Origin of the sequence: Klebsiella sp. LTGPAF-6F, assembly GCF_001753185.1 — a bacterium.
Lineage (GTDB): Bacteria > Pseudomonadota > Gammaproteobacteria > Enterobacterales > Enterobacteriaceae > Klebsiella > Klebsiella michiganensis.
This window is the reverse complement of the sequence record NZ_CP017450.1, coordinates 1,930,520-1,950,514: the sequence shown is the minus strand read 5'-3', so window position 1 is coordinate 1,950,514 and position 19,995 is coordinate 1,930,520. Positions and strand designations below refer to the sequence as shown.

The 19,995-nt window shown below is 55.4% G+C and carries 18 protein-coding genes and 1 pseudogene; 14 read left to right on the top strand and 5 right to left on the bottom strand.

The window, feature by feature from the left end; all coding sequences use genetic code 11:
• Window positions 1-868: 868 nt before the first annotated feature.
• The 13 genes and pseudogenes from BJF97_RS09035 (at window position 869) to BJF97_RS34680 (ending at window position 14,379) form a co-directional block, all read left to right on the top strand.
• Window positions 869-1,849, top strand: coding sequence for an IS5-like element ISKpn26 family transposase (locus tag BJF97_RS09035; RefSeq protein WP_070082752.1), 981 nt, complete (start codon window positions 869-871; stop codon window positions 1,847-1,849).
• Window positions 1,831-2,037: a hypothetical protein gene (locus BJF97_RS35470; RefSeq protein WP_311104205.1), complete on the top strand. Its 207-nt coding sequence runs from the start codon at window positions 1,831-1,833 to the stop codon at window positions 2,035-2,037. The genes BJF97_RS09035 and BJF97_RS35470 overlap by 19 nt, the downstream gene beginning before the upstream one ends.
• A gap of 353 nt (window positions 2,038-2,390) precedes the next feature.
• Window positions 2,391-2,840, top strand: a complete 450-nt coding sequence (glmS, locus tag BJF97_RS09025; protein WP_004848951.1) for a methylaspartate mutase subunit S — start codon at window positions 2,391-2,393, stop codon at window positions 2,838-2,840.
• Window positions 2,840-4,228: a methylaspartate mutase accessory protein GlmL gene (glmL, locus tag BJF97_RS09020; protein WP_014228454.1), complete on the top strand. Its 1,389-nt coding sequence runs from the start codon at window positions 2,840-2,842 to the stop codon at window positions 4,226-4,228. The genes glmS and glmL overlap by 1 nt, the downstream gene beginning before the upstream one ends.
• Window positions 4,229-4,244: 16 nt before the next feature.
• Window positions 4,245-5,690, top strand: coding sequence for a methylaspartate mutase subunit E (locus BJF97_RS09015; protein WP_032692894.1), 1,446 nt, complete (start codon window positions 4,245-4,247; stop codon window positions 5,688-5,690).
• Entirely contained in the window at window positions 5,690-6,931 is a 1,242-nt protein-coding gene (locus BJF97_RS09010) for a methylaspartate ammonia-lyase (protein ID WP_014228453.1), read from the top strand. Before BJF97_RS09015 ends, BJF97_RS09010 begins: the two co-directional genes overlap by 1 nt.
• A gap of 3 nt (window positions 6,932-6,934) precedes the next feature.
• Window positions 6,935-8,305, top strand: a complete 1,371-nt coding sequence (locus BJF97_RS09005) for an acyclic terpene utilization AtuA family protein (RefSeq protein WP_014228452.1) — start codon at window positions 6,935-6,937, stop codon at window positions 8,303-8,305.
• Window positions 8,302-8,619, top strand: a complete 318-nt coding sequence (locus BJF97_RS09000) for a DUF4387 domain-containing protein (RefSeq protein ID WP_004848939.1) — start codon at window positions 8,302-8,304, stop codon at window positions 8,617-8,619. Before BJF97_RS09005 ends, BJF97_RS09000 begins: the two co-directional genes overlap by 4 nt.
• 363 nt (window positions 8,620-8,982) lie before the next feature.
• Window positions 8,983-10,261 (top strand): annotated as a pseudogene (locus BJF97_RS08995) (dicarboxylate/amino acid:cation symporter); the annotation flags it as partial.
• Window positions 10,262-10,364: 103 nt separating this feature from the next.
• Complete coding sequence (gene glsA / locus BJF97_RS08990; protein ID WP_014228450.1) at window positions 10,365-11,366, top strand: glutaminase A; 1,002 nt, start codon at window positions 10,365-10,367, stop codon at window positions 11,364-11,366.
• An 11-nt stretch (window positions 11,367-11,377) separates the two neighbouring features.
• Entirely contained in the window at window positions 11,378-13,030 is a 1,653-nt protein-coding gene (locus BJF97_RS08985; protein WP_070082858.1) for a class I fumarate hydratase, read from the top strand.
• 9 nt (window positions 13,031-13,039) lie between these two features.
• Window positions 13,040-13,642: a cob(I)yrinic acid a,c-diamide adenosyltransferase gene (gene cobO / locus BJF97_RS08980; RefSeq protein WP_014228448.1), complete on the top strand. Its 603-nt coding sequence runs from the start codon at window positions 13,040-13,042 to the stop codon at window positions 13,640-13,642.
• A 215-nt stretch (window positions 13,643-13,857) separates the two neighbouring features.
• Window positions 13,858-14,379, top strand: coding sequence for a hypothetical protein (locus BJF97_RS34680; RefSeq protein ID WP_158657245.1), 522 nt, complete (start codon window positions 13,858-13,860; stop codon window positions 14,377-14,379).
• Between the two features lie 10 nt (window positions 14,380-14,389).
• Here the strand turns inward: BJF97_RS34680 and BJF97_RS08970 are convergent, their stop codons facing one another.
• Together BJF97_RS08970 and BJF97_RS08965 are read right to left on the bottom strand one after the other, a co-directional pair.
• Window positions 14,390-15,292, bottom strand: coding sequence for a LysR family transcriptional regulator (locus BJF97_RS08970; RefSeq protein ID WP_004848928.1), 903 nt, complete (start codon window positions 15,290-15,292; stop codon window positions 14,390-14,392).
• 395 nt (window positions 15,293-15,687) lie between these two features.
• Window positions 15,688-16,458 (bottom strand): helix-turn-helix transcriptional regulator, encoded by a 771-nt coding sequence (locus BJF97_RS08965; RefSeq protein WP_014228445.1) that lies wholly within the window; start codon window positions 16,456-16,458, stop codon window positions 15,688-15,690.
• A 14-nt stretch (window positions 16,459-16,472) separates the two neighbouring features.
• Here BJF97_RS08965 and BJF97_RS34675 point away from each other — a divergent pair, with 14 nt between their 5' ends.
• Entirely contained in the window at window positions 16,473-16,631 is a 159-nt protein-coding gene (locus BJF97_RS34675) for a hypothetical protein (RefSeq protein ID WP_014228444.1), read from the top strand.
• Here the strand turns inward: BJF97_RS34675 and sucD are convergent.
• The 3 genes from sucD to odhB all read right to left on the bottom strand — a co-directional run bounded on the left by sucD (window position 16,624) and on the right by odhB (window position 19,985).
• On the bottom strand, window positions 16,624-17,493 hold the full coding sequence (gene sucD / locus BJF97_RS08960) for a succinate--CoA ligase subunit alpha (RefSeq protein WP_004100288.1): 870 nt from the start codon (window positions 17,491-17,493) through the stop codon (window positions 16,624-16,626). The two genes, BJF97_RS34675 and sucD, sit on opposite strands and share 8 nt — an antisense overlap.
• Window positions 17,493-18,659 carry an ADP-forming succinate--CoA ligase subunit beta gene (gene sucC, locus BJF97_RS08955; protein WP_004848923.1) on the bottom strand — a complete coding sequence of 389 codons (1,167 nt, stop codon included), beginning with the start codon at window positions 18,657-18,659 and terminating at the stop codon, window positions 17,493-17,495. The genes sucD and sucC overlap by 1 nt, the downstream gene beginning before the upstream one ends.
• Before the next feature lie 99 nt (window positions 18,660-18,758).
• Window positions 18,759-19,985 carry a 2-oxoglutarate dehydrogenase complex dihydrolipoyllysine-residue succinyltransferase gene (gene odhB / locus BJF97_RS08950; protein ID WP_014228443.1) on the bottom strand — a complete coding sequence of 409 codons (1,227 nt, stop codon included), beginning with the start codon at window positions 19,983-19,985 and terminating at the stop codon, window positions 18,759-18,761.
• Window positions 19,986-19,995 lie beyond the last annotated feature (10 nt).

Sequence of the window (19,995 nt, the reverse complement as noted above, 5' to 3'; positions counted from 1 at the left end):
GACTCCGAGAGTGAACCCCGTTAGAAAGGGTCACACGCATGCCCCAATACAAATTTATTTGCTTCTTCTCGTCACGCCCGTTTTCTCATGCAAGAAAACGATAGTAATGAGAAGTTACAAACATGTTAACAAAACACCCAAATTGATCCCGTGATTATATTACGCTGCAAAACCCTTACAATAAATAGGTTTTTATTGTGATAAATTTGCAGTTTTCGACAGCGATCAATTTATAGCGAAAATACCAGATTTCGGTCAATTTGATCCGCGACAATTTAACTCCATTTCGCGACCTTTTCCAAGTTTTAAACATTGATTTAAATCAATTTTCATTTTAAATGTTAATTATGTATACCGTGTACCGTACAGGTAAACACTAGGTTAACAATATGTTTTTCAAGAGTATCAACGGTTACTGAAAATGATAGTCCATTTATTTCGCCGCGGAGGGGAATTTAATGGGATGAGCGCTGGGCGCATTAATCCGGGCATCAGCTGACAATGTCGTGTAGCTCACAGATTTTTTTTATCAAGTTAATGCCCTAAATTTTTTGCTTATTACATTTATCATTGCGTTTACTTTCAATTAACACAGATGCGTAACTATCTCATTATCAAGTAAATGCGGCGTACATTCTCTTTCTTGTCGTTTTGTGACGCAACGCACCCTGCTCTTTATGCAGCAGACTTTCCCCCTACGCTTTTATCCACCCCGGAAAGCAGCTCTCCTGCCCCACTCCGCCATTCAACAAAAATGAAATATTAAATAAACAAATCATCATTTTATATCTTTAATCTAAGGAAGGTGCGAACAAGTTCCTGATATGAGATCATCATATTCATCCGGAGCGCATCCCAGAGGGACATCATGAGCCATCAACTCACCTTCGCCGATAGTGAATTCAGCACTAAGCGCCGTCAGACCCGAAAAGAGATTTTCCTCTCCCGCATGGAGCAGATTCTGCCATGGCAGAATATGACCGCTGTCATCGAGCCGTTTTATCCCAAGGCGGGCAATGGCCGACGGCCCTATCCGCTGGAGACCATGCTGCGTATTCACTGCATGCAGCATTGGTACAACCTGAGCGACGGTGCCATGGAAGATGCCCTGTACGAAATCGCCTCCATGCGCCTGTTTGCCCGATTATCCCTGGATAGCGCCCTGCCGGACCGCACCACCATCATGAATTTCCGCCACCTGCTGGAGCAGCATCAACTGGCCCGCCAATTGTTCAAGACCATCAATCGCTGGCTGGCCGAAGCAGGCGTCATGATGACTCAAGGCACCTTGGTCGATGCCACCATCATTGAGGCACCCAGCTCGACCAAGAACAAAGAGCAGCAACGCGATCCGGAGATGCATCAGACCAAGAAAGGCAATCAGTGGCACTTTGGCATGAAGGCCCACATTGGTGTCGATGCCAAGAGTGGCCTGACCCACAGCCTGGTCACCACCGCGGCCAACGAGCATGACCTCAATCAGCTGGGTAATCTGCTTCATGGAGAGGAGCAATTTGTCTCAGCCGATGCCGGCTACCAAGGAGCGCCACAGCGCGAGGAGCTGGCCGAGGTGGATGTGGACTGGCTGATCGCCGGGCGTCCCGGCAGGGTAAAAACCTTGAAGCAGCATCCGCGCAAGAACAAAACGGCCATCAACATCGAATACATGAAAGCCAGCATCCGTGCCAAGGTGGAGCACCCGTTTCGCATCATCAAGCGGCAGTTCGGCTTCGTGAAAGCCAGATACAAGGGGCTGCTGAAAAACGATAACCAACTGGCGATGTTATTCACCCTGGCCAACCTGTTTCGGGTGGACCAAATGATACGTCAGTGGGAGAGATCTCAGTAAAAACCGGAAATAACGCCAGAAATGGTGGAAAAAATAGCCTAAATAGGCTGATTCGATGTGTTTGCGGGAAAAAAATCGGCCCAGATCCGCGAAATTTTAATCAGCGAGTCAGCTTGGGAAGAAATGACCTGCTTATTCGCACCTTCCCTAACAAATTTGCCGTGACGCATATAAAAAACCGCACATAAATTCCGTTACTATGTTCACAGAAAAATTTAAAGAATTGTATTTACCGCTTATTATCAAAGGCAAAATATAAAATAAGACCTTGCTCACAAACATCGCAATCTATTTATTAAAAAGATCTAAACAGAAATACCCCCCAGACAATAAAAAATCAACAACTATATGATAAAAAAGGATTTTTTAAAGAAAAATCAAAAACAAGACTTTTTTGAAAGATATTCTGAAAATAGATCAATTGCTTCCCCCCTTCGAACCACAGACACTCCAGCCCTATTAACAGGCGGCCATCATCAACGCTGCAAATATTAGAAAGTCGTTTTTATTTTTATACCATCAGCCTTACAGAGGATTACCCATGAAGAAATCAACACTTGTTATTGGCGTCATTGGTGCTGACTGCCATGCAGTAGGCAACAAAGTCCTGGACCGCGTTTTTACTGCCCATGATTTTCGCGTAATCAATCTGGGGGTGATGGTCAGTCAGGATGAATATATCGATGCCGCTATCGAAACCGGCGCGGACGCCATCGTTGTGTCGTCTATTTACGGCCACGGCGATATCGACTGCCTGGGACTGCGCGAACGCTGCATCGAACGCGGTATCGGCGATATTCTTCTTTACGTTGGCGGTAACCTGGTGGTCGGTAAGCATGATTTTGCCGACGTCGAGGCCAAATTCAAAGAGATGGGCTTCAATCGCGTCTTTGCCCCAAGCCACGATCTGGAAGACGTCTGCAGGCTGATGGCGAACGATATCAACCAGCGCCACGGCGTTGAACAGCAGTGTCTGGAAGAGGCTATCTGATGCAAACCGTCTCTGTCGATATCGGCTCGACGTGGACCAAAGCGGCCCTCTTCGCACAGGAGGGGGATGAGCTGACGCTGGTAAATCACGTTCTGACCCCGACCACTACCCATCACCTGGCGGAAGGCTTTTTTGCCAGCCTGAACCGGGTGCTTAACGTTGCCGATGCGCGCCCGTTGCTGCACCGCGGTGACGTCACGCTGAAATACTCTTCATCGGCAAAAGGCGGTCTTGCCGTTGCCGCGATGGGTCTGGTGCCGTCCATCACCCTGGAATCAGCAAAAGTCACCGCCCACTCGGCGGGGGCCAAAATCGCCCAATACTACGCCTACAAACTCAACCGCCACGATATCCAGGCGCTGGAAGCCACGCCGCCGGATATCCTGCTATTTACCGGCGGAACCGACGGCGGCGAGGAGAGCTACGGCCTGGCCAACGCCCATGCGCTGGCGGAGTCAACGCTCGACTGCGCCATTATCTATGCCGGAAACCGGGATATTCAGGACGAGGTTCAGGCCATCCTTGGCCACAAAGATTTGACCACGGTAGACAACATTCTGCCCGATCTCGATCACCCTAATCCCTACGCTGCCCGCAAGGCGATTTGCGATGTCTTCTTATCCCGAATCGTCAAAGGTAAAGGGCTGGACGTGATTGTCGCGGAAACCGGCGAAGAGCCGATGCCAACGCCGTGGACCGTCTACGAGCTGGTAAAAACCATCAGCCATTACGACAGCGCGTGGAAAGAGTTCATGCTGATCGATATGGGCGGCGCCACCACCGACGTCTACTCCGCCAGCGCCAACACGCTCTCTCCGGATACCGTTCTGCACGGGGTTCCGGAACCGTTTGTTAAACGTACGGTAGAAGGCGATCTCGGCATGCGCGTTTCAGCTGTCGTGGTCGGTGAAAGTACTCAGGAGCTGGTGAACGTGGTGTTTGCCCATCAGCCGCAGCGTCAGGAGGCCTTTTACCGCTACCTGCGACATCTGGTCGCTCAGCCGGATTATCTGCCGCTCAACGAGGAAGAAAAATATTTCGACACCGTGCTGGCCGGGCTGTGCGTCGGCTACGCCAGCGAACGCCACGCGGGCACCAAAAAGCAGGTCTGCACCTGCGTGGGCAACGTCGATTTACAGATGGGCCGCGATCTGACCCCCGTGCGTAAAGTCGTCGGTTCCGGTGGATGGCTCTCCCGCGCCAGCGGCTTCGACATCCACCGCTGGCTGAAATACCGCGAACTGGATGACGACGGCAGACGCATTCTCCTGCCAACCCGGTTTGATTATTACCGCGATGCAAAAGGCCTGCTTCCGCTGCTGGCAAACGTTGCCAGGCTCTACCCCGAGCTCGCCGCTCGCACCAGCATTCACTGTTTAACCCTATAAATGAAGGCAGCTACGAATGGAACTTCGAAATAAAAAATTAACCCACGACGAATTCATGACCGAGCGGCATCAGGTATTGCAGACCTGGCATACCGGCAAGGACGTTGAGCACTTCGAAGATGGCGTGAAGTACCAGCAAACCATTCCTGAGAAAAAACGCTTTTCTCACGCTCTGCTTAAGGCCGACCAGGAGGGTAAAACCCTGAGCCAGCCGCGCGCGGGCGTGGCGCTGATGGATGAACATATTGCGCTGCTCAAAACCCTGCAGGAAGAGTGCGATCTGCTGCCCAGCACCATCGATGCCTATACCCGCCTCAACCGTTACGAAGAAGCGGCGGTCGGCATACAGAAATCCATCGAGGCGGGAACCTCCAAACTGAATGGTTTGCCGGTGGTTAACCACGGCGTCGCCGCCTGCCGCCGGATGACCGAAGCGCTGGAAAAACCGGTCCAGGTACGTCACGGTACGCCAGACGCGCGCCTGCTGGCGGAAATCTCCATGGCCAGCGGCTTTACCAGCTACGAAGGCGGCGGTATCTCCTACAACATTCCCTACGCCAAGCGCGTCACCCTGGAGAAGTCGATTCGCGACTGGCAGTACTGCGACCGCCTGATGGGCCTGTATGAAGAACACGGCATTCGTATTAACCGCGAACCGTTCGGCCCGCTGACCGGCACCCTGATCCCACCGTTTATGTCCCACGCGGTGGCCATTATCGAAGGTCTGCTGGCGCTGGAACAGGGCGTCAAGTCAATCACCGTCGGCTACGGCCAGGTCGGCAGCCTCACCCAGGACATCGCGGCGATTAAATCTCTTCGCGAACTCTCCCACGAATACTTTGGCAATTATGGATTCGACGATTACGAGCTGAGTACCGTCTTCCACCAGTGGATGGGCGGCTTTCCGGAAGATGAATCAAAAGCCTTTGCCATTATCTCCTGGGGCGCGGCGGTAGCCGGGATGTCCGGCGCCACCAAAGTGATCACCAAGAGCCCGCATGAAGCGTTCGGTATTCCCACCGCGGCGGCCAACGCGCAGGGGCTGAGGGCATCCCGCCAGATGCTCAATATGGTCAGCGATCAGAAGTTCCCGCCCTGCGCCGCGGTTGAGCAGGAAGTGGAGCTGATAAAAAGCGAGGTTCGCGCGGTGCTGAAGAAAGTGTTCGAGCTGGGCAACGGCGACATCGCCCGCGGTACGGTGCTGGCCTTTGAAGCGGGCGTCCTGGACGTGCCTTTTGCCCCCGCATCCTGCAACGCGGGCAAAATTTTGCCGGTTCGCGACAATGCCGGCGCCATTCGCGTGCTTGAAGCCGGCGCGGTTCCGCTGCCGAAGGACATCCTCGCCCTGCACCACGATTACGTCGCTGAACGTACGCATTTTGAAGGACGCAAACCCTCATTCCAGATGGTTGTTGATGACATCAACGCGGTATCCCACAGTAAATTAATAGGAAGACCATAATGAAAATTAAACAGGCCCTTTTCACCGCTGGCTACTCTTCATTCTATTTTGACGATCAGCAGGCGATTAAAAACGGCGCGGGTCATGATGGGTTCATTTATACCGGTGCTCCGGTAACGCCAGGCTTCACCTCGGTACGCCAGGCGGGTGAATGCGTATCCGTCCAGCTGATTCTGGAAAACGGCGCGGTGGCGGTCGGTGACTGTGCCGCCGTACAGTACTCCGGCGCGGGCGGCCGCGACCCGCTGTTCCTGGCGGAGAACTTTATCCCGTTCCTCAACGATCATATCAAACCGCTGCTGGAGGGCCGCGATGTCGATACCTTCCTGCCGAACGCCCGCTTCTTCGACAAGCTGCGCATCGACGGTCATCTGCTGCATACCGCCGTCCGCTACGGTCTTTCCCAGGCGCTGCTCGACGCCACCGCGCTGGCCAGCGGCCGCCTGAAGGCGGAGGTGGTTTGCGACGAATGGCAGCTGCCCTGCATACCGGAAGCGATTCCGTTATTTGGTCAGAGCGGCGACGACCGCTACATCGCCGTGGACAAAATGATCCTCAAAGGCGTTGACGTCCTGCCGCATGCGCTCATTAACAACGTCGAAGAGAAGCTGGGTCTCAAAGGGGAAAAACTGCGTGAGTATGTCCGCTGGCTATCCGACCGCATCTTAAGCCTGCGCACCAGCCCCCGCTATCGCCCCACGCTGCATATCGACGTGTACGGCACCATCGGCCTGATTTTCAATATGGATCCGGTTCGCTGCGCCGACTATATCGCCAGCCTGGAGCAAGAGGCGCAGGGCCTGCCGCTCTACATAGAAGGCCCGGTGGATGCGGGTAATAAACCGGACCAGATCCGTATGCTCACGGCCATCACCAAAGAGCTGACCCGCCTCGGTTCCGGCGTAAAAATTGTCGCCGACGAGTGGTGTAACACCTATCAGGACATCGTTGACTTTACCGATGCCGGCAGCTGCCACATGGTGCAGATCAAAACCCCGGATCTCGGCGGCATTCATAACATCGTGGACGCGGTGCTGTACTGCAACAAACACGCGATGGAAGCCTATCAGGGCGGTACCTGTAACGAAACCGAGATCAGCGCCCGCACCTGCGTTCACGTCGCGCTGGCCGCGCGTCCGATGCGCATGCTGATCAAGCCGGGCATGGGCTTCGACGAAGGTCTTAATATCGTGTTTAACGAAATGAACCGCACCATCGCGCTGTTGCAGACTAAGGATTAAGAGATGGCTCGTACCTTTAAGATCTTATCGCCGACGGCAATCCTCGGCTATGGCTTCCCGGAAGAGAGCTTTCGTAAAGCTATGGAGGCATCGCCGGATCTGATTGCCGTTGACGCCGGTTCATCCGATCCCGGCCCCCACTATCTGGGGGCAGGCAAACCTTTTACCGACCGGGCCGGGGTGAAACGCGATCTGCGCTATATGATCGTCGCCGGCGTGAAGAACAACATACCGGTGGTAATCGGCACCGCTGGAGGATCCGGCGCCGCGCCGCATCTGGAGTGGTGTCGGCAGATTATCCATGAGATTGCGCAGGAAGAAAAACTGTCGTTCTCCATGGCGCTGATCCCGTCTGATGTCGATAAAGCCATCGTTCATCAGGCGCTGGATAACGGCAAAATCACCGCCCTGGACTTTGTGCCTGAACTGACCCACGAGGCCATTGAAGAGAGTACCTATATCGTCGCCCAGATGGGGATCGAACCCTTTCAGCGGGCGCTGGCCGCCGGCGCCCAGGTGGTGCTTGGCGGCCGGGCATACGATCCGGCCTGCTTCGCGGCGCTGCCGATTATGCAGGGCTTTGACGAGGGGCTCGCCCTGCACTGCGGCAAGATCCTCGAATGCGCGGCCATTGCCGCCACGCCGGGCTCCGGTTCCGACTGCGCCATGGGGATTATCGACGACAGCGGCTTTACGCTGAAAGCGTTTAATCCAAAGCGTAAGTTTACCGAAACCTCTGCGGCGGCGCATACGCTGTACGAGAAGTCCGATCCGTATTTCCTGCCCGGTCCGGGCGGCGTGCTGAACCTGAAAGGATGCACCTTCAAAGCCGTCAACGAAGGCGAGGTTTACGTCAGCGGTTCTCGTCATGAAGCGACGCCGTACGCGCTGAAGCTGGAAGGCGCGCGGCGGGTCGGTTTCCGCTGCCTGACCATTGCCGGAACGCGCGATCCGATCATGATTGCCGGAATCGATAATATTCTTGAAGAGGTACAGACCAGCGTCGCACGCAACCTCTCCCTGAACGATGACAGCATCCGCATGACCTTCCATCTGTATGGAAAGAACGGCGTGATGGGCAATCACGAACCGATGAAAACCGCCGGGCACGAACTGGGCATCCTGCTTGATGTCGTTGCGCCAACCCAGGATATCGCCAACAGCGTCTGTTCGCTGGTGCGCTCTACCCTGCTGCACTACGGCTATGAAAACCGCATTGCCACCGCGGGCAACCTCGCCTTCCCGTTCTCGCCTTCCGATATTCAGAGCGGTCCGGTGTATGAGTTCTCAATCTATCACCTGATCGAAGCCAGCGACGCGCTGCGCTTTGACTTCCATATCGAACAGGTGACGCCAGAAGGAGTTCAGGCATGAAACAATCCCTATGCTCACTGGCGCAGGTGATCCGCTCCAAAAACGCCGGACCGTATGAACTGGTTTTAGATATTTTATTTAAAACCCGGGAAGATTATCAGCGGGTCAAACGTTCTGAGCAATTAACCCCGCAGCTTATTGCCGGCTTATATAACGTAAAGCCTGATTTTATTCATCGCATTATCTGGTTCGATCCGGCCAACGCGGTAAAAATCGTCATGCCGCGGGATATTATTTCCGGCAACGTCGGGGACAATGATGTTTATGGTGCTCAGCAGCATGCGCCGCTATTAAGTATTGAGTTCGATTTCTAATTCTATATCCAATGGATTTCGAGTTGCATTGAGGCGGCAACTGAGAGACAAATTCGTCAGGAACGAATTTGAACAGCCGGAGGCTGCCTTCGGTGAGGGACATGGATGTCCCTCATTCATCCCCAGGAGCTTACATCCGTACGTGACAGGGGTGAGCAAAGGCAGCCAACAAAAATGCAGATTGAAAGACGACGGATATAAAAATACAACAACATCCATTGGTATACAGGATTTCGCTGTATCACTGTATTCCAGACAATTTATGCGGTTAGTCACCACAGGCGTACGTCTGCGCTGCTGCCTGGCGCAGGCGTACGCCGCCCTACACCACTTCACGACTAACCCTGTTCCGATGGAGTAAATATGAAAAAAATAAGTTTAACCAAAATGATCATATTAGGCCTGATACTCGGCATGATTGCCGGGGTGATCATTAATAATATGGCATCAGCAGATACAGCAAAATCCTATGCGCAGGATATCTCCATTTTTACCACTATATTTTTACGCCTGGTAAAAATGATTATCGCCCCGCTGGTAATATCAACGCTGGTGGTCGGCATCGCCAAAATGGGCGATGCGAAAACGCTCGGGCGCATATTCTCTAAAACCTTTTTCCTGTTTATTTGCGCCTCGCTGCTGTCGATTGCGCTGGGTCTGGTGATCGTCAATCTGTTCCAGCCAGGCGCGGGCATCAACTTTGTCCCCCACGATGCCGGAGCCGTGGCCGCCGTTCAGTCCGAGCCCTTCACCCTGAAAGTGTTTATCTCGCACGCGGTACCCACCAGCATCGTTGATGCGATGGCGCGCAACGAAATTCTGCAAATCGTGGTGTTCTCTATTTTCCTCGGCTGCAGCCTGGCGGCGATCGGCGAAAAAGCCGAGCCCATTGTGAAGGTGCTCGATTCGCTGGTCCACGTGATGCTGAAGCTCACAGGGTACGTCATGCTGTTCGCGCCGCTGACCGTTTTCGCCGCCATCTCCGGGCTGATTGCCGAGCGCGGTCTTGGCGTGATGGTCAGCGCCGGGATCTTTATGGGTGAGTTCTACCTGACGCTGGGCATGCTGTGGGCAATCCTGATTGGCCTGTCGACGGTGATTGTCGGCCCATGTATCAGCCGTCTGACCAAAGCGATCTTCGAGCCCGCGCTGCTGGCCTTCACCACATCCAGCTCAGAAGCCGCCTTCCCAGGAACCCTCGATAAGCTGGAAAAATTCGGCGTCTCTTCCAAAATCGCCAGCTTCGTCCTGCCCATCGGTTACTCCTTTAACCTGGTCGGCTCCATGGCCTACTGCTCGTTCGCCACGGTGTTTATCGCCCAGGCCTGTAACGTCCACCTCAGCATGGGCGAGCAGATCACCATGCTGCTGATCCTGATGCTGACCTCCAAAGGGATGGCGGGCGTGCCGCGCGCCTCAATGGTGGTTATCGCCGCGACGCTGAACCAGTTCAACATTCCGGAAGCGGGCCTGATCCTGCTGATGGGCGTCGACCCGTTCCTCGATATGGGTCGCTCCGCCACCAACGTGATGAGTAACGCCATGGGCGCCGCCATCGTTGGCCGTTGGGAAGGCGAGCATTACGGAGAAGGCTGCCGCGGCACCGCCCCGGTCAAAAAACCGGAGCAGGAGCGCCCTGCCAGCGAAACGTCCGAAGTGGCGATGTCCTGACAGCAAAATGGCTATGAGCCCCAGGCCGGATACGTCCGGCCCGGTTCCCTCCAATCATCCCAACGGGACACACCATGAACGTGAAATTTCTTGGCACCTGCATCTTAACCGCCAGCTTACTGTTTAGCGCCGCCGCGCAGGCGCAAAGCGCGCCGGACTACGCCAGCATCATCGAGCAGGCACATCAGAAATATAAGAGTAATCACGACGGTAAAGTCGCCGACTATATCCCTGCCCTGGCGAGCTATAGCCCGAATAATTTCGCCATTACGCTCGCGACGGTCGAAGGCAAAATTTACCAGACCGGCGACGTGACAAAAGCCTTTCCGATGGAATCATTAAGTAAAGTTTTCACCCTGGCGCTGGCGATGGAGCAGCGCGGGCCGCAGGAGGTGCTGGATAAACTCGGCGCGAACGCGACCGGCCTGCCCTTCAATTCCGGCTTAGCCGTGGAGCTCACGCAAGGCGCGCCGGAGAACCCGTTAGTCAACGCCGGCGCCATGAGCACCGTGAGCCTGATTGCGGCGAAAGACAAAACCGACCGCTGGAACAACATTCTCAACAACCTCAACGCCTGGGCCGACAGCTCCCTGAGCGTTAACGAGCCAGTATTTCAATCCGAAATGGAGACCAATCAGCATAACCAGGCGCTGGCGATGCTGATGAATTCATACCGCAGCTTCTATGGCGACCCTCAGGAAGCCGTCGAAATCTACACCCGTCAGTGTTCGGTGGATATCACCGTTGAGCAGCTCGCCAAAATGGGGGCCGTACTCGCCAACAATGGCAAATCACCGTTCAACGGCAAGCAGCTGCTCACCGCCAGCTACGTCCCGCAGGTGCTGGCGGAAATGGCGATCGCCGGGCTGTACGACGGCAGCGGCAAATGGCTGTACACCGTCGGTATCCCGGCAAAATCCGGCGTTGGCGGCGGAATGGTCGCCGTCGTTCCCGGGCAATACGCTATCGCCGTCTACTCCCCTCCGCTGGATGCAGCCGGCAACAGCGTCCGCGCCCAGCAGACCATCGAGTACGTCGCGAATGCGACGCGGGCCAATCTCTTTTTAGCGAAATAGTGAGAAGTAAAATGTCGAAACCCTTTGTCTGGCAGGAACTTTTTGTTCAGAGCAACGATAATACCGAATATGAACTGCTAACGAATCAACATGTTAAGGTGACAGAGTTAGATGGAGAAGAGGTCATCAAGGTTGCGCCGGAAGCGTTAACATTGCTGGCTCAGCAGGCATTTTATGAGGCGTCGTTTTTCCTGCGCGCCGGGCACTTAAAGCAGATCGCCAGCATCCTGCACGACCCGCAGGCCAGCGGCAACGATAAATACGTTGCGCTACAGCTGCTGCGCAACGCCGAAGTCTCGGCAAAAGGCGTGCTGCCAAACTGCCAGGATACCGGGACCGCCACCATCGTCGCGAGCAAAGGCCAGAACGTCTGGACCGGAGGCAACGACGCGGAAGCTCTGAGTCAGGGCATCTACACCACCTTTCAGGAAAACAATTTACGCTATTCGCAAAATGCCCCCCTTGATATGTATACCGAGGTCAACACCGAGACCAACCTGCCCGCGCAGATTGATATCAGCGCGGTGCCGGGCAGTGAATACCGCTTCCTCTTCGTCAATAAAGGCGGCGGTTCGGCGAACAAAGCCGCACTATTTCAGGAAACAAAATCTATTCTGCAGCCGGAAAAACTCACCGCCTTCCTGATTGAAAAAATGAAGGCGCTGGGCACCGCCGCCTGCCCGCCGTACCACATCGCCTTTGTGGTGGGGGGCCTGTCGGCGGACCAGGCGTTGAAGGTGGCGAAGCTGGCTTCGACAAAATATTACGACAATCTGCCCACCAGCGGAAACGAACTGGGCCAGGCGTTTCGCGATACGTCGCTGGAAGCGGCGCTGCTCAAAGCCAGCCGCGAGTTCGGCATCGGCGCACAGTTTGGCGGCAAATACTTCGCCCACGACATTCGCGTGATTCGCCTGCCGCGGCACGGCGGCTCCTGCCCTATCGCAATGGCGCTTTCCAGCTCCGCCGACCGAAACATCAAAGCCAAAATAAACAAACACGGCATCTGGCTGGAGAAGCTGGAACATAACCCGGGCAAGTTTATCCCTGATTCTCAGCGCATAGAAAACGGGGCGCAGACCGTCCAGCTCGATCTGAACCGGCCGCTGCGCGACATCCTCCACGACCTGTCAGCCCTGCCCGTGGGCACCCGGCTGTCGCTGAGCGGTCCGATTGTCGTCGCCCGCGACATCGCCCATGCCCAAATCAAAGCGCGTCTGGATAACGGCGAACCGATGCCGGAGTATATGCGCAAGCATATTGTCTACTACGCCGGCCCGGCGAAAACGCCGAATAATCTGGCCTGCGGCTCGCTGGGCCCCACCACCGGCGGACGCATGGATGGGTATGTTGACGCTTTCCAGGCGGCGGGCGGCAGTCTGATCATGCTTTCCAAAGGCAACCGCAGCCAGCAGGTGACCGAGGCCTGCCATAAACACGGCGGCTTTAATCTCGGCAGCATCGGCGGCGCGGCGGCCCTGCTGGCGCAGCAGTATGTGAAAAGTTTGCGCTGCCTGGAGTATCCGGAGCTGGGCATGGAAGCGGTATGGATGATGGAAGTCGAAAATCTGCCCGCGTTTGTGCTGGTTGACGACAAAGGCAACAACTTCTTTAGCCAGTTCGAGCAGCAGCACCGCTGCGCCACCTGTCCGGCAGGACACTAAGGAGCATTTATGCACGCGCGAGGCAATCCCGACCGCCATCGTCAGCGCCAGCAGAAGCTGAAAACGCAGGTTGCTACCCGCGTGGCGGCGGCAACGGAGCAAAAAGGCATTCTGATCGTCTTCACCGGCAACGGCAAAGGTAAATCCACCGCCGCCTTCGGTACGGCAACGCGCGCCGTCGGCCACGGTAAGCGCGTCGGTGTTGCCCAGTTCATTAAAGGTCAGTGGGATAATGGAGAGTACAACACGCTGCATCCTCTGGGCGTTGAGTTTCACATTATGGGCACCGGCTTTACCTGGGAAACGCAAAACCGGGAGGCAGATATCGAGGCGGCGTCGGCCGTATGGCAGGAGAGCAAGCGCATGCTGGCCGACCCGAGCTACGATCTGGTGGTGCTGGATGAACTCACCTATATGCTGGCGTATCACTATCTGGATACTCAGGAAGTGATCGCGGCGATAGAGAATCGTCCGCCACGGCAGAACGTGATTGTCACCGGCCGCGGCTGCCACGCCCGGCTGCTGGAGCTTGCCGATACGGTTAGTGAGCTGCGTCCGGTGAAGCACGCCTTTGACAGCGGTATTCAGGCGCAGGTGGGAATCGACTGGTAGTTTTACCCGGCTCGCGCTGCGCTTAGCCGGGCTACGAGTTCACAGCGTTCTGCGGGCCGGTAGCCCGGACAGATGCGCAGCATCGCCTCCGGGAAACTCAGCCACTCTGCGCTATGCTCCCGGGGGCGGCGCTCGACGCGCCTTGCCCGGGCTACGGGTTCACCGCCGTCTGCGGGCCGGTAGCCAGGACAGATGCGCAGCATCGCCTCCGGGAAATGATGCCACTCTGCGCTATGCTCCCGGGGGCGGCGCTTGATGCGCCTTGCCCGGGCTACGGGTTCACCGCCGTCTGCGGGCCGGTAGCCAGGACAGATGCGCAGCATCGCCTCCGGGAAATGATGCCACTCTGCGCTATGCTCCCGGGGGCGGCGCTTGATGCGCCTTGCCCGGGCTACGGGTTCACCGCCGTCTGCGGGCCGGTAGCCAGGACAGATGCGCAGCATCGCCTCCGGGAAATGATGCCACTCTGCGCTATGCTCCCGGGGGCGGCGCTCGACGCGCCTTGCCCGGGCTACGGGTTCACCGCCGTCTGCGGGCCGGTAGCCCGGACAGATGCGCAGCATCGCCTCCGGGAAATTCAGCCACTCTGCGCTATGCTCCCGGGGGCGGCGCTCGACGCGCCTTGCCCGGGCTACGGGTTCACCGCCGTCTGCGGGCCGGTAGCCCGGATAGATGCGCAGCATCGCCTCCGGGAGATGATGCCGCTTTGCGCCCGGCACCGCCGTCTGCGGCGCTGACAACGCGCCGTCAGGCTGCCGAGACCACCGATTTTTGCAGCAGCCACTCGCGGAATACCTGTAAATGTCGGGATTCCGCTTTATCCTCCTGCCACGTCATAATGAAGCGGTTGCCGGTGCGAATCGGCACATCGCAGGGGATCACCATCTCACCGCTATCCAGGTCATGCTGAATGGCAAAACGCGGCAGCAGCGCCACCCCCAGGTTCGAACGCACCGCCGCAATCAGCATTGAGAGCAGGTCAAAACGCGGACCGATGTTGATCTGCGGGCTGGTGATATTCGACAGCGCAAACCACTCCTGCCAGCCGTGAATTCGCGTGCTTTGATGCAGCAGCGGAAACTCGCCCAGCAGTTCCTCGACCGCCAGCTTCTGCCCGGGTTCGGACAGCAGCCCGCAGCCGCACACCGGCAGAATTTCCTCTTCGAACAGATACTCAACCTCCGCCCACGGCGAGCAAAAGTCCTCGCGCATAATGGCGGCATCGTACTCGCGGCTAAGAAAATCGCCAATATTAGCCAGCGAATGAATATTAACGATAATGCCCGGATGTAATTTATTAAACTCGCGCAGGTTGGGGATCAGCCAGTGGGTGCTAAAGGTAGGATTGACGGCCAGCTCAAGTACCTGCACCGTCGGTTGCCATGTCATAATGGAGTTGGTATCACGTTCCAGTTTGTTAAGCGTTTCCTTAACGATAGTCAAATAATGCTTGCCAGCCGCATTTAAAAAAATCCTTTTTTTAGCATGATTAAATAATGACGTATGGAGGAAATCCTCCAGCGCCGTGACCTGTCGGAACACGGCGCTTTGTGTTAAAGCCAACTCTTCCGCTGCTCGAGTATAACTTTCGTGGCGAGCCACAACCTCAAAGGTCACCAGTAATTCAGTTTTGGGGATTTTTCCTCTCATAACGTCTTCCATTTACGGCGTGCAAAAAATTGTTTAATAGATAAAAAAAGCGCGCAAGGACATCAGATTAGCCCCGGGTGTTATATTTTATTTTACCTTCAGATGTCATTGATCTATTCCATGATTAATGCACACTGTTATTGATCAAATAATAACCAATAATACCCAGGCACTACAATAAACACAATTTAAACAATGTGATTGCCATGCAAATAACGGCAATAAGTTGTCAATATTTTTTCACATTAACTTGTTTATTTGCGAAGTCAGTCGATGAGAAGATGAAATTTAATTGCCCGCTGGTGAGCATAAATGAAAATTTTTCCGCGATCGGCCACACATTATGAGCGCTCCAGGAAAAATCTGTATTAACGATAAAACGGCGGCTAATCGACTTACCGTGAAGCGGCTGCGAGATGCCGATCGCGGAACGACTGCGGGCTGGTGCGATGAGCGGCGCGAAACACCCGACAAAAGTAGCTGGTTTGCGCAAACTGAAGCTTACGCGCTACGCTGTCTACCGAATATGACGGATCGCCAAGCAGTTCTCCGGCACGCTGCATTTTGCGCTGATTAACCCAGACTTTAAAATTCACCCCCTGGCGTTTTTTAAAAAAACGACTAAAATAATTTGCGCTTAAACAAACGTGAGCGGCGACGGTCTCTAAAGACAGCTCACCATATAAATTTTCATCAATATAGCGTAATGCCGACAGCAGTTTTATTTCATGCGACGATTTTTGCGAATAATAAAACTCTCTCTTATGCCGCAACGGTTTCTCGTCCACTTGCCTGTTTTCTGCAATCGCAGACATATTATTAACGATAAAATGCAGTAATCTTATCGCCGCCGCCCGATGCTGGTTGTCGGTCGCGTTATGATGGTCGCAAATAATATAACCGGATAATGTATTGTCCTGAATCAGCGGTAAGGCAAAGAAATTTAACCCACCATAGCCAGCAGGTAGTCGATTGTCATTCGCCTCAATCACCGTGGTCTCCAGCCCGGTAGCCCGCGAAAAAAGCGCTGCCAGCGAGCTAAAGCCCTCCCATTGTTCATGCCTTTTCTTTCGCACCACATTATTCCCCACCGCCTTTTGCAAGCACTTAATATGCAAAATAGTGCGGATAAAAAGGATGATGCCGGACGCAAAAAATAATCTCATTTGCGCAGATGAATATGATTAAACGGCATGAAATCGCGGGCGAAAACGGCGTAACGCCTGATGGCGCAGCGGCAGGCAAAAAAAAGGCCATCATCAGATGGCCAACCATGTCGAAATTGGACCAGCCCTTAACCATGCAGAACGTCAGGGCTGTTTTTTTACTTATTACTTAATTACGGTTTTCAGCGCTTCGCCGATATCGGCCAGGCTGCGAACGGTCTTCACGCCAGCGGCTTCCAGCGCGGCGAATTTCTCATCCGCCGTCCCTTTACCACCGGCAATGATGGCGCCCGCGTGACCCATACGTTTGCCTTTCGGCGCGGTCACGCCGGCGATGTAGCCGACAACCGGTTTGGTCACGTGATCTTTGATGTAAGCGGCCGCTTCTTCTTCCGCGCTACCGCCGATCTCACCGATCATGACGATCGCTTCGGTCTGCGGATCTTCCTGGAACAGCTTCAGGATATCGATGAAGTTAGAGCCCGGGATCGGGTCGCCGCCGATGCCCACGCAGGTGGACTGGCCGAAGCCGTAATCAGTGGTCTGCTTAACCGCTTCATAGGTCAGGGTACCGGAACGGGAAACGATGCCCACTTTACCCGGCTGGTGAATGTGGCCCGGCATGATGCCGATTTTGCATTCGCCTGGGGTGATCACGCCCGGGCAGTTCGGCCCGATCATGCGCACGCCCGCTTCATCCAGCTTCACCTTCACGGTCAGCATATCCAGCGTCGGGATGCCTTCGGTGATAGTGATAATCAGTTTAATGCCTGCATCGATAGCTTCCAGGATGGAGTCTTTGCAGAACGGCGCCGGAACGTAGATAACGGATGCGGTTGCGCCGGTCGCTTCTACCGCTTCGCGCACGGTGTTGAACACCGGCAGGCCCAGATGGGTGGTGCCGCCTTTGCCCGGCGTTACGCCGCCAACCATTTGCGTACCGTAAGCGATGGCTTGTTCAGAGTGGAATGTACCCTGGCTACCGGTGAAGCCCTGGCAGATAACCTTGGTATCTTTATTAATTAAAACGGACATTATTTCCCCTCCACTGCGGCAACAACCTGCTGAGCTGCATCCGTCAGACTTTTCGCTGCAATAATATTCAGGCCGCTGTCAGCCAGTTTCTTCGCGCCCAGTTCGGCGTTGTTACCTTCCAGACGAACCACTACCGGGACGTTAACGCCCACTTCGGCTACCGCGCCGATGATGCCGTCGGCAATCAGGTCGCAGCGTACGATACCGCCGAAGATGTTAACCAGAACCGCTTTTACGTTGTCGTCAGAGAGGATGATTTTAAACGCTTCGGTGACGCGCTCTTTGGTTGCGCCGCCGCCAACGTCGAGGAAGTTAGCCGGTTCGCCGCCGTGCAGCTTAACGATGTCCATGGTGCCCATGGCCAGGCCCGCGCCGTTCACCATGCAGCCGATGTTGCCGTCCAGCGCGACATAGTTCAGCTCCCACTGCGCCGCCTGAGCCTCGCGCGGGTCTTCCTGCGACTGGTCGCGCATTTCGCGCAGGTCCGGCTGGCGGAACAGCGCGTTGCCGTCAGCGCCCAGTTTACCGTCGAGACAAATCAGGTCGCCCTGCTTAGTGATCACCAGCGGGTTGATTTCGATCAGCGCCAGATCGCGCTCAAGGAAAATGGTCGCCAGGCCCATAAAGATTTTGGTGAACTGCTGAACCTGTTTACCTTCCAGACCCAGTTTGAACGCCAGTTCGCGGCCCTGGTAAGGCATCGGACCCGCCAGCGGATCGATGGCGATTTTGTGGATCAGGTGCGGGGTCTCTTCCGCCACTTTTTCGATTTCCACGCCGCCTTCGGTAGAGGCCATAAAGACCACGCGACGGGAGCTACGGTCAACAACCGCGCCCAGGTACAGCTCTTTATCAATATCGGTCGCCGCTTCAACCAGAATCTGGTTAACCGGCTGGCCGTTCGCATCTGTTTGATAGGTGACGAGGCGTTTGCCCAGCCAGTGTTCAGCAAATGCGCGAATGTCTTCTTTGCTCTTTACTACTTTCACACCGCCCGCTTTGCCGCGGCCACCAGCGTGAACCTGACATTTCACTACCCACGGACCCGCGCCGATTTTTGAAGCGGCTTCTTCTGCTTCACGCGGAGTAGTACAGGCATAACCCACCGGCGCCGGTAAGCCATAGCGGGCAAAGAGTTGTTTTGCCTGATATTCATGTAAGTTCATGTGTTCAGTCCATCCTTCAGGGAATAATTATAAACCTGTAGGCCTGATAACGGCGCTCGCGCGCTTTACCCGGCCTACGGTAGGTCATACTCTTGCTGACTACACGTCCAGCAGCAGACGAGTCGGGTCTTCCAGCAGCTCTTTAATCGCAACCAGGTAGCCAACCGACTCACGTCCGTCGATCAGACGATGGTCGTAGGAGAGCGCCAGGTACATCATCGGCAGAATTTCCACCTTACCATTCACCGCCATCGGACGATCTTTAATGGCATGCATACCCAGAATCGCGCTCTGCGGCGGGTTGATGATCGGCGTGGACATCAGAGAACCGAATACGCCGCCGTTGGTAATGGTGAAGTTACCGCCGGTCAGGTCGTCTACGGTCAGCTTGCCGTCGCGGCCTTTTACTGCCAGCTCTTTAATTTTCTTCTCGATATCCGCCATGCCCAGCAGATCGACGTCGCGCAGAACCGGGGTGACCAGGCCGCGAGGCGTGGAGACCGCCATGCTGACGTCGAAATAGTTGTGGTACACCACGTCGTCGCCATCGATAGAGGCGTTCACTTCCGGATAGCGTTTCAGCGCTTCCACGACCGCCTTCACGTAGAAGGACATGAAGCCCAGGCGGATACCGTGACGTTTTTCAAACGCGTCACCGTACTGCTTACGCAGATCCATAATCGGCTTCATGTTGACTTCGTTGAAGGTCGTCAGCATGGCAGTGGAGTTTTTCGCTTCCAGCAGACGCTCGGCAACGCGTTTGCGCAGACGGGTCATCGGCACGCGTTTTTCCGAGCGGTTGCCCAGCTGCGCCGCCGGAGCAGCAGCAGCAGCGGGAGCAGCCGCCGGCGCTTCAGCTTTAGCCGGCGCGCTCGCCAGATGCTTCTCCACGTCTTCACGGGTCAGGCGGCCGCCAACGCCGGTGCCTTTAATGGCCGCCGCGTCGAGGCTGTGTTCCGCCAGCAGACGGCGAATCGCCGGGCTCAGCGCATCGTTGTTTTGTTCTTCCAGAGAAGCCTGCTGGCGCTGGGCCGGCGTCGACTCTTTGGCATCGGCTTTCGCACCGGACTCTTTGCCCGCGCTGTTGCCTTCACGCAGGCGGCCCAGGATCTGACGAGAGAGCACGGTAGCGCCTTCGTCTTCAATCACCGCGTCCAGAATGCCATCCGCTGAAGCCGGTACTTCCAGTACCACTTTGTCAGTTTCGATTTCTACCAGCACTTCGTCACGAACAACCGCATCGCCCGGTTTTTTATGCCAGGTGGCAACCGTTGCGTCAGCTACGGACTCAGGCAGGTCGGGAACCAGAATATCTACGCTACTCATTATGTATCCT

Excerpts from the sequence above, each read along its gene's own strand:
- BJF97_RS34675 (WP_014228444.1), top strand. The coding sequence starts at position 16,473 with ATGATTAAACGGCATGAAATCGCGGGCGAAAACGGCGTAACGCCTGAT.
- BJF97_RS09035 (WP_070082752.1), top strand. The coding sequence starts at position 869 with ATGAGCCATCAACTCACCTTCGCCGATAGTGAATTCAGCACTAAGCGC.
- cobO (WP_014228448.1), top strand. The coding sequence starts at position 13,040 with ATGCACGCGCGAGGCAATCCCGACCGCCATCGTCAGCGCCAGCAGAAG.
- BJF97_RS34680 (WP_158657245.1), top strand. The coding sequence starts at position 13,858 with ATGATGCCACTCTGCGCTATGCTCCCGGGGGCGGCGCTTGATGCGCCT.
- sucC (WP_004848923.1), bottom strand. The coding sequence starts at position 18,659 with ATGAACTTACATGAATATCAGGCAAAACAACTCTTTGCCCGCTATGGC.
- BJF97_RS09010 (WP_014228453.1), top strand. The coding sequence starts at position 5,690 with ATGAAAATTAAACAGGCCCTTTTCACCGCTGGCTACTCTTCATTCTAT.
- BJF97_RS09015 (WP_032692894.1), top strand. The coding sequence starts at position 4,245 with ATGGAACTTCGAAATAAAAAATTAACCCACGACGAATTCATGACCGAG.
- BJF97_RS09000 (WP_004848939.1), top strand. The coding sequence starts at position 8,302 with ATGAAACAATCCCTATGCTCACTGGCGCAGGTGATCCGCTCCAAAAAC.
- glmL (WP_014228454.1), top strand. The coding sequence starts at position 2,840 with ATGCAAACCGTCTCTGTCGATATCGGCTCGACGTGGACCAAAGCGGCC.
- BJF97_RS08965 (WP_014228445.1), bottom strand. The coding sequence starts at position 16,458 with ATGAGATTATTTTTTGCGTCCGGCATCATCCTTTTTATCCGCACTATT.
- BJF97_RS08985 (WP_070082858.1), top strand. The coding sequence starts at position 11,378 with ATGTCGAAACCCTTTGTCTGGCAGGAACTTTTTGTTCAGAGCAACGAT.
- BJF97_RS09005 (WP_014228452.1), top strand. The coding sequence starts at position 6,935 with ATGGCTCGTACCTTTAAGATCTTATCGCCGACGGCAATCCTCGGCTAT.
- BJF97_RS08970 (WP_004848928.1), bottom strand. The coding sequence starts at position 15,292 with ATGAGAGGAAAAATCCCCAAAACTGAATTACTGGTGACCTTTGAGGTT.
- glmS (WP_004848951.1), top strand. The coding sequence starts at position 2,391 with ATGAAGAAATCAACACTTGTTATTGGCGTCATTGGTGCTGACTGCCAT.
- odhB (WP_014228443.1), bottom strand. The coding sequence starts at position 19,985 with ATGAGTAGCGTAGATATTCTGGTTCCCGACCTGCCTGAGTCCGTAGCT.
- glsA (WP_014228450.1), top strand. The coding sequence starts at position 10,365 with ATGAACGTGAAATTTCTTGGCACCTGCATCTTAACCGCCAGCTTACTG.
- sucD (WP_004100288.1), bottom strand. The coding sequence starts at position 17,493 with ATGTCCGTTTTAATTAATAAAGATACCAAGGTTATCTGCCAGGGCTTC.